The following is an 8067-nucleotide window of genomic DNA, read 5'->3' as shown; positions in this document are numbered from 1 at the left end:
GCTATACGAAACTCAAGAACCTTAATATGTTGCTTACCCTGGCTCTATACTTCATCTACTCATGTAAAGACATCATAGTGAAGATTGCAGAGGCTTTCCCGAAGCTGATCTGCTTTAGGGCAAAGGACTGGGCTAAACTGCAGCAGTTTGTGTACTACCGAATCAGTCAGGTCATGCAAAACTGCCTCAGTAGCTCCAGACACTACGACACCTCACCTTATAGAGCCGATCTGATCGAACCATGGCAGTTGAAAATCAGGCTGGTATAAAAAATGGGGGAATGCCAGTACTAAATTTCCCTTGACAGTTTTCTGCTGCAGGGCTCATTGGCATTCTGAGAGAATTGCATGAAAAAGGAGTAATGATGCTGACCATAGACTGGAAGGATAGGCTGAAAAAGGACACGGTGGAATACTTGGAGAAGAAACTCCCCAAAAATGACTATGATTTTGAAATAATTTACATAGCTTATCCAGAAAGGATAAATGGCAAGATCCCCTCCGAAGTGATCGTCCACGTCGCCAAGACCATCGTCCAGAAGCTGGGCAAGAACCACGAGAAATACATCCCTTTCTACAAACACATCTGGGAGAAAAAGGGCGAGAACGGCAAGATGGCCTTCATCGCCATCATGGGCAAGATCACGGCCAAGAAGCCCGCGGTTTACATTCCCCTCTTGGAAGGTGCGATGAAGAACGCGTCTGCCGGGGACCTGGCCGCCCTCATGGAAAAGGTGATGCTGCCCTTGCTGCGCAAACAGCCGGAAAAGTACCTGCCCAATGTCTACGCCTGGACCCAGTCTCCTCGGGAGTTGCTGCGCAAACAGGCCGTCAACCTGCTGGTGAAGCTGCTTAAAAAGGATCCCGGGCTCAGCAAGGAGGTGGTCTGGCACTTTGTCAACCAATGGCTGCAGCCTTTGGGAGAATTGGCCGCCGATCACGTGGCCCTGCTCAAGGCCGTGGCCAAGCTGGACGAGGATATCTACCTGGATATCTGGCGCCAGCACGACCACAGCCGCGATCCCCAGAGCGCTGAGATCCTCTGCTCTTCTCTCCAGTTCTACCATCCGGAGATCGAAAAGATCGTGGAAGTGTGGACTAAAAGTGGAAACGCCCGGCTCAAGAAAGCTGCCGTGGCTGCCCAAAGACTTTTACACAAGAAGAAAGCCTACTGATGGACCTGAGCCTGTTTATCACCAACGAAGGCATGGACAAGATCCAGCGCCGCATCCAGTACCTGATGGCCGAGGAGCGTCCGGAAGTGATCAAAGCGCTGATGATCGCCCGCGAGTTCGGAGACCTCAGCGAAAACGCCGAATACAAAGCCGCCCGGGAAAAGCAGCGCCAGATAGATCACGAGATTGACCACCTGCGCCGCCGGGCTGCCCACTTGAAAGTGGTGGACATAAGTGCCATTCCCAGGGACAAAGTGCGCTTCGGCTCCATCTGCCACACCCAGGATCAGGACACCGGAGAAGAGATCTGCTACCAGGTTGTGGGAGTGGACGAACTGAATTTCTACGACCGGGAGGGAGTCCAGCCCGTCTCGGTTCTGTCCCCGATCGGCAAGGCACTCCTGGGCAAGCAAACAGGGGAAATGGCACTGGTCAAAGCGCCGATGGGCGAGCGGCAGCTCCGAGTAGTGGAAATACTTTAGAAATAAATTCAGGGAGAATAAATTGAAAACCAAGAAAGAAGAAAAACAGACCGGCCTGCTCTATGAGCGCAAGAACTTTTGGAAGGACGCGCCCGCGTCACAGATCAAACAAGCACTGGCCTTTTCCGGCCCTTACCGCGATTTCCTGAACCAGGCCAAGACCGAACGCGAGGCCGTGGCCTACACCGAGGCTCTGCTCAAGGAGCACAAATTCCGTGCCCTGCCAGCCGCGAAAGGCAGCAAGAGGGTCTATTCCATCTTCCGCGGCAAGACCATCGCCATGGCTGTCCTGGGCTCGGAACCTCTGAGCAAGGGTATAAACATGGTGGCCTCGCATATCGACGCTCCCCGGGTCGACCTCAAACAAAATCCCCTCTATGAGGACAAATCCAGCGGCATGGCCTGCATGCGCACCCATTATTACGGCGGGATCAAGAAATACCAGTGGGTCTCCACACCCCTTGCCCTGCACGGCATCGTGGTCAAGGCGGATGGCAGCGTGTTGGAGATCTGCATCGGTGAAAAGGACGATGACCCGGTCTTCATCATTCCGGACCTGTTGCCCCATCTGGCCCGCAAGGAGCAGTATACAAAGAACCTGGCCGAGGCGATCGACGCCTCGAAGCTGAACCTTGTCTTCAGCGGCAGGCAGGAGCCCGGCTCCGAGGAAAAAGAGGCTCTCAAGGCCTACGCCCTCAAGCTTTTGAACCAAAAATACGGCATCACCGAAAGGGATTTCATCTCGGCCGAACTGGAACTCGTGCCGGCGACCCCGGCCCGGGACGCGGGGCTGGATTCCTCGATGGTGGTGGGTTACGGCCAGGATGACCGCATCTGCGCCTACACAGCGCTGCGGGCTCTGCTGGACAACCTGGAGGCCAAGCCCAAACGCACGATGGTGGTCTATTTCTCGGATAAGGAGGAAGTCGGCAGCCAGGGCAACACCGGCGCCCACTCCGTCTTTATCCAGGATTTCATTGCCGGGCTGCTCCGCCACAACGGCGAGTCGGACAGCAGTTCCAACCTGCGCCAGACCTTCATCAATTCCCAGATCCTTTCCGGAGACGTCACCGCCGCCGTGGACCCCAACTATCCCAATGTCCACGAGCGCCAGAATGCCGTGCTGTTCAGCCATGGCATCGGCATCTCCAAATTCACTGGCAGCGGTGGGAAATCCGGCTGTAACGACGCCAACGCGGAATTCACTGCCAAAGTGATCCGCATCTTCGATTCCGCCAAAGTCTTCTGGCAGATGGGCGAACTGGGCAAGGTCGATGAAGGCGGCGGCGGAACCATCGCCTACATCATGGCCAACCTCGGCGCGGAAGTGATCGACTGCGGGACCGGCCTGATGGGCATGCACTCGCTCTACGAGCTTTGCAGCAAGGCTGACCTGTATTCCACCTACGCAGGATATAAAGCGTTCCTTATCGCCACTTAACCTTTGTTTCAAGGAGGTTCCCGTGACCAAATTTCTGGTGCTGCTAATGACCATGCTGCTCATCCTGGGTGCTTGCGTCAGTAACAAGCAATTCAGCGAGGAAAAGCAGTCCCGTGACGCTGAACTGGAATCCGCCAAACTGGAGATCGATCGGAACCGCCGGTCAATTGAAGAGCTGATCATGCAGCTCAACGAAGTTTACGCCCAATTGTCGGCCCTTTCGACCATGCAAACCCAGATCGATGCCACCGCGGCCAGCGTCAGCCACATGGAGGCCGAACTTGCAGACGTCAATTACCGGCTCTATGAATCACTGGACGGAAGCGTCAAACCCGACCGCCCGCGCAGGTTCGTGCCCCCCGAAGGCGACCAGCACTTCGAGGAATACATGCAGCTCCTGGAAAGGATGAAGGACGAATCGGCCTATTTTGCCACCAAATATGAACTGACTCTTCTGGCAGAGGAATGCACGCAACTCGCACAAACCTTGCGCGACCTGGCCAATCAAGTCCAGGCGATCGCCGCCACCATGAGCGGCGTGGATGTGGCCGGCACCGGTGACCGCTATACCCAGCAATCCGTTCTCAGCGGCATCCTGGGCCGTCTCACCAGCCTCGAGGCCGATCTGGAGGCCGCTAAAGCAGACATCAGAAGCGCCCGGGAGGAGCAGAAAGCGGGCCTGGACAGCATCCGGGAACGTGTGGTCCAGGTGAGCGGCGGGCTCACGGAATTGACCACAGACCTGGGCGAGGAGATCGTCAGGCAGGTGCAAACCCTCGATCCGGAGCGGGCCCATGCCATGAACAAGCGCTATCAGGTGGCCCTGGCTGAATATTACAAGCGCAATCATGAAAGGTCCATCCTCCTCTTCGAAGAATTCCTCCAGCTCTATCCGGAAGGGGAACTGACCCCCAATGCCCATTACTGGATCGGTGAAAACTACTACGCGGCGGAAAACTACGCCAAAGCGTTGCGCCAGTTCCAGGCCGTGGCGGATGGCTGGCCCAGGCACAAAAAGGCTTGGGACGCACTGCTCAAGGTGGGGATGACCCAGTATCGCCTGGGCAATAACAGCGCTGCCACCGATGTCCTGATTAAGCTAAAAACCGATTATCCCGCCTATCCGCAGATGAAGGTAGTGGATAAATATCTGTACAGGTCCCGGCAATAGATGCCCAGGTTTCTGCTCCTGCTCCTGTTTCTGGCCTTTTGCCAGCTCTGCCTGGCCGAGGACCTTCCCCCGATGGAACCGGACCTGATCAGCGCCCGGATCGTTGAACTCATCGATATCGGCAGCCCCATCCTGCTGGAAGTCCAGGCCGGAGATCTGACCTCCGCTTTGGATTTCAGGATCCGCAGGCTGCTGCTGGAAAAGGGTGCCGATCTGCGTGAACGTGATCCGGACGGGCCTGATTCCTTTACCGCCGATTCGCTGTGGCAGTCGGGTTTCGCGCCCCATGCACTGGCAAGCTTCAACCTGGTGAGGGTGACCATGGAACTGGGCGGCACCACCGTCGAGCGTAAAAGTTTCCTTTCCTATCACAGGCAGCGCTATCCCCTCCACACTTTCCAGGTGAGGCAGCTAACCCTGCCCGGCAACCGTCTGGAGCGGATCGACAGCCTCTCTTTCATGGACCGTGCCAGCGGATCGAATGACCAGCCTCTTAGCACCCTAAAATGGTTCGAACCCGTTCTGGCCACCACGGCCCTTGCATCCCTCATCTATCTGCTTTGGACCACCGAATGACAAAGGATCCCCCCCCAATGAAAATATATGCTCTGATCCCTCTCCTGGCGCTGCTTGTGCTGGGAGCCTGCTCATCCAACAAGACCTTTCTGAACACCGAACAAAAACTGCTCCGGGCGGATGAGCTCTTCGCCAGGGGAAAATACGCCCGGGCCGCGGAACTCTATGGCGAGGTCTATTTCGAACGCGCCTCTGCCTCAACAGCCCATGCCTTGATGCGCCAGGGAGACAGCTATTTCAGGCTGAACCGCTTCACTGACGCCAGGCTTGCCTATTCCGAATTCGCAGACGCCTTTCCCAACCATCCGGAAGTGAGCACTGCAGTCTTCCGCACCGCGGTCTGCCTCTTCGAGGAATCCCTCTCGGCCCATTACGACCAGAGCGAAACCCTGCACGCCATCGACGCCTTTCGCAAATTCATCGGCAAGTACCCCACCGACGCCAGGTACGATGAGGCCCTTCAGTACAGCCAGAAAGCCCAGTACAAGCTGATCGAGAAGAAATTCCTCAATGGCTACATCTATTTCAAGATGAAGGATTACAGCTCCGCCCTGATGTATTTCCGGGAGGTGACGGAACTGGGGAATAGTGACCGCCTGGACCGCGAATCCCTCTACTATACTGCTCTGCTGCTCCGCAGACAGCAGCTGCACGAACCGGCCCGCGAGGCCTACGACGCTCTGAGGACCAAGTATCCCGGCTCGAAGGAAAGCAAAAAACTGGCCAGGATCTTCAAATGAACTGTTACGCCTTGCTGGGAGGCAGTTTTGACCCGATTCACAACGGCCATCTGCACATCGCCCGCCAGATCCTGGAGTTAGGAGCCGCCTCAAACGTCGTTTTCCTGCCCAACGCGCGCCATAACTTCAAACAAGACAAGGTGTTGCTCGATTTTGCCAACCGCTTCAGGCTCGTGCAGTCGGTCCTCGAACCTGGCATGGAAGCCTGGCCTGACGATTCCGAAGGCAGCGGCTATACCGCCGACCTGATGAAGCGCCTGTATGCCAAACATCCGGACAAGGATTTCCTCTGGGTGATCGGCTCGGACAACATCGGCGGGCTGGAGAGCTGGCACGATTTTGCCTGGTTGCGCGACAACCTCAGCTTTCTGATCATCCCCCGTCACCGTTATCCCCTGCGGGAGAGTGTTTTGAAAATGATCAGGCATCAGGTCCTGGAGATCGAGCCCACCTATGAATCCTCCAGCCAGGTGCGCAATCGCGTCTGGACCGGGAAATCGATTCACGGGCTGGTTCCCGAAGCGATCGAAGAAGAGGTCGTTTCTCTCTATAAGCCGATTGTGAAGAAACATGCCCATTAGATCCGGGAGCCGGGACCGGATACGCTGGCTGGACCGCGTTCCCCTGGGCACCAAACAAAGCCTGGGCGAAGAGATCGCCAACAGCATCACCCATGGCACCGGGGTGGGGCTGAGTATCGCGGCGCTGGTGATTCTGGTGGTCTTCGCAGCCAGGCAGAGCGACGCTTGGAAGATCGTCTCCTTCAGCATCTACGGCGCCACCCTGATCACCCTCTATCTGGCTTCCACGCTCTACCACGCCTTTCCGCAGACGAGGGTCAAACGCTTTTTCCGCATCCTCGACCACTGCTCGATCTTCCTGCTGATCGCGGGAACCTACACTCCCGTCACCATCGGGGTCATGCGCGGGGCCTGGGGTTGGACGATGTTTGGAGTGATCTGGGCCCTGGCGATCGCCGGCATCAACCTCAAGATCTTCACCATCGGCCGGCTTAAAAAGCTTTCCGTGCTGATCTACATCCTGATGGGCTGGATGGCCCTGATCGCGATCAAGCCACTGCGGGAACAGATGACCCCGGCTTTCCTGATCTGGCTGGCGGCCGGCGGGGCCTGCTACACCCTGGGCGTGGTCTTCTACGCCTATAAAAAAATGCCCTACCACCACTCGGTCTGGCATCTTTTCGTGCTCGCCGGCAGCATCTGCCATTTCTTTGCCATGCTCGGCCTGGTGGCCTGACCCGCCTCTCTTTCCAACTTATTGGTTTGGCCCCGGAGGGGTTCACCCATTCACCCCAAAAAAGATCTGGGGCCGGTTCAGATCATTCGATCCAAATCCGGCCCCGGAATTTTGACTATCTCTTACGGGCGATCAGTTCACAAGCCTTACATCCAAGCCGTCTGGCCGGAGTTTGCGGGCAGGCTCACCCTTTCCATGGTGATCGGGCCGTTCAGGTTCGTCCGCACCCTGCCTTGGCCCACGAACCACCATTCGGAATCGGCCTGGCGGGAATTGCAGACGGTCACGGGACCGGGTGCCCTGTCGCCAACTACGGTTTGTGAGGCCAGGGCGAAGCTGTCGCCCCGTCCCAAGCCCAGATCGGCCAACGGGATGGTGTAGGTGAACACATTTTCACAGTTATCCAGAGAACTCTGGTATTTGAAATCCAGGGGGATGGGCACGCCATTTCCGTCCCTGGGCAGGTCAGCGAAAGATTGGGAAACGAACAGGCGGATGTCGGACATTTGCCATCCGTCGAACAGGTAATAGGATATGAAAAGATTGGAATTGTCATTGGAAACGAACATGTAGCCGGCTTCAACGTTGCGTTCAAGCCATTGGGGGTTGTTGGAATCGATCTCAGGCGCGGGGCCTTTGTGGCTGGGGACCTGATAGGAAGCGTAAACCATGTCCGCCGGGATGATCTGGGCGGTATCTTCGGGACGGGTCATCTGCGAATTGTCGGAACAGGCTGTCAAAACAAGCAGCGCCGCCGTCATCAGTAAAGTTATCTTTATTATCTGTTTCATTTTGTATCTCCTAGTATTTTAGTATGTGATACCCATACTGTAAGCAGAAACGCCAGCCCTGCCAAATTATATTTTACGTTTTTTTGTGGGGTAATGCCATCTGTATCGGAGAGAGATTGTTACGCCGGATGTAAGTTTGACGGATGGCAAATATCTCCATGAAAGAAGCAAGCAATATCCGCGTCAAGACCTGGCCCCGGGAACAGAGGCTGACTGCTGCACCCTGCATATGGGCATGAAGCTGCGCTGCATTAGACCAATCAGTGCTTTTGCCAGCAGGCGATTTGTTGGGAATTTCGTTACAATCCCACGGGTCACCCTCCCTTCACCCTGCCTATCACTTGACTATCCACTGTCTATCACTTGTCTACAATAGACAAGTGATAGACAGTGGATAGAGAAGTGATTAACGCCGTCAAGGAAGGGTGACCCGTC

At 56.0% G+C, this 8067-nt stretch carries 10 protein-coding genes; 9 read left to right on the top strand and 1 reads right to left on the bottom strand.

The annotated features are described in order from the left end of the window. The 9 genes from K0B87_08780 to K0B87_08740 form a co-directional block, all read left to right on the top strand. Positions 1 to 269, top strand: a 269-nt coding sequence (locus K0B87_08780) for a hypothetical protein (protein ID MBW6514832.1), incomplete at its 5' end; no start/stop codon positions are given. A gap of 95 nt (positions 270 to 364) precedes the next feature. Beyond that, positions 365 to 1174 carry a hypothetical protein gene (locus tag K0B87_08775; protein ID MBW6514831.1) on the top strand — a complete coding sequence of 270 codons (810 nt, stop codon included), beginning with the start codon at positions 365 to 367 and terminating at the stop codon, positions 1172 to 1174. Further along, on the top strand, positions 1174 to 1656 hold the full coding sequence (locus tag K0B87_08770) for a transcription elongation factor GreA (protein MBW6514830.1): 483 nt from the start codon (positions 1174 to 1176) through the stop codon (positions 1654 to 1656). The genes K0B87_08775 and K0B87_08770 overlap by 1 nt, the downstream gene beginning before the upstream one ends. A 22-nt stretch (positions 1657 to 1678) precedes the next feature. Continuing rightward, a complete protein-coding gene (locus K0B87_08765; GenBank protein MBW6514829.1) occupies positions 1679 to 3097 on the top strand; it encodes an aminopeptidase in 1419 nt (472 codons plus the stop codon). Between the two features lie 22 nt (positions 3098 to 3119). Further along, a complete protein-coding gene (ybgF, locus tag K0B87_08760) occupies positions 3120 to 4268 on the top strand; it encodes a tol-pal system protein YbgF (protein MBW6514828.1) in 1149 nt (382 codons plus the stop codon). After that, on the top strand, positions 4269 to 4844 hold the full coding sequence (locus K0B87_08755; GenBank protein MBW6514827.1) for a hypothetical protein: 576 nt from the start codon (positions 4269 to 4271) through the stop codon (positions 4842 to 4844). Between the two features lie 17 nt (positions 4845 to 4861). Further along, positions 4862 to 5584: an outer membrane protein assembly factor BamD gene (gene bamD / locus K0B87_08750; GenBank protein MBW6514826.1), complete on the top strand. Its 723-nt coding sequence runs from the start codon at positions 4862 to 4864 to the stop codon at positions 5582 to 5584. Continuing rightward, on the top strand, positions 5581 to 6165 hold the full coding sequence (nadD, locus tag K0B87_08745; protein ID MBW6514825.1) for a nicotinate (nicotinamide) nucleotide adenylyltransferase: 585 nt from the start codon (positions 5581 to 5583) through the stop codon (positions 6163 to 6165). Before bamD ends, nadD begins: the two co-directional genes overlap by 4 nt. Further along, complete coding sequence (locus K0B87_08740) at positions 6155 to 6841, top strand: hemolysin III family protein (GenBank protein ID MBW6514824.1); 687 nt, start codon at positions 6155 to 6157, stop codon at positions 6839 to 6841. Before nadD ends, K0B87_08740 begins: the two co-directional genes overlap by 11 nt. A gap of 146 nt (positions 6842 to 6987) precedes the next feature. Here K0B87_08740 and K0B87_08735 read toward each other — a convergent pair whose 3' ends face one another. Beyond that, positions 6988 to 7632 carry a hypothetical protein gene (locus tag K0B87_08735; protein ID MBW6514823.1) on the bottom strand — a complete coding sequence of 215 codons (645 nt, stop codon included), beginning with the start codon at positions 7630 to 7632 and terminating at the stop codon, positions 6988 to 6990. Positions 7633 to 8067 lie beyond the last annotated feature (435 nt).

The organism is Candidatus Syntrophosphaera sp. (assembly GCA_019429425.1).
Taxonomy (GTDB): Bacteria; Cloacimonadota; Cloacimonadia; order Cloacimonadales; family Cloacimonadaceae; genus Syntrophosphaera.
Note: the sequence above shows the minus strand (reverse complement) of the source record. Positions and strands in the feature narration are given on the sequence as shown.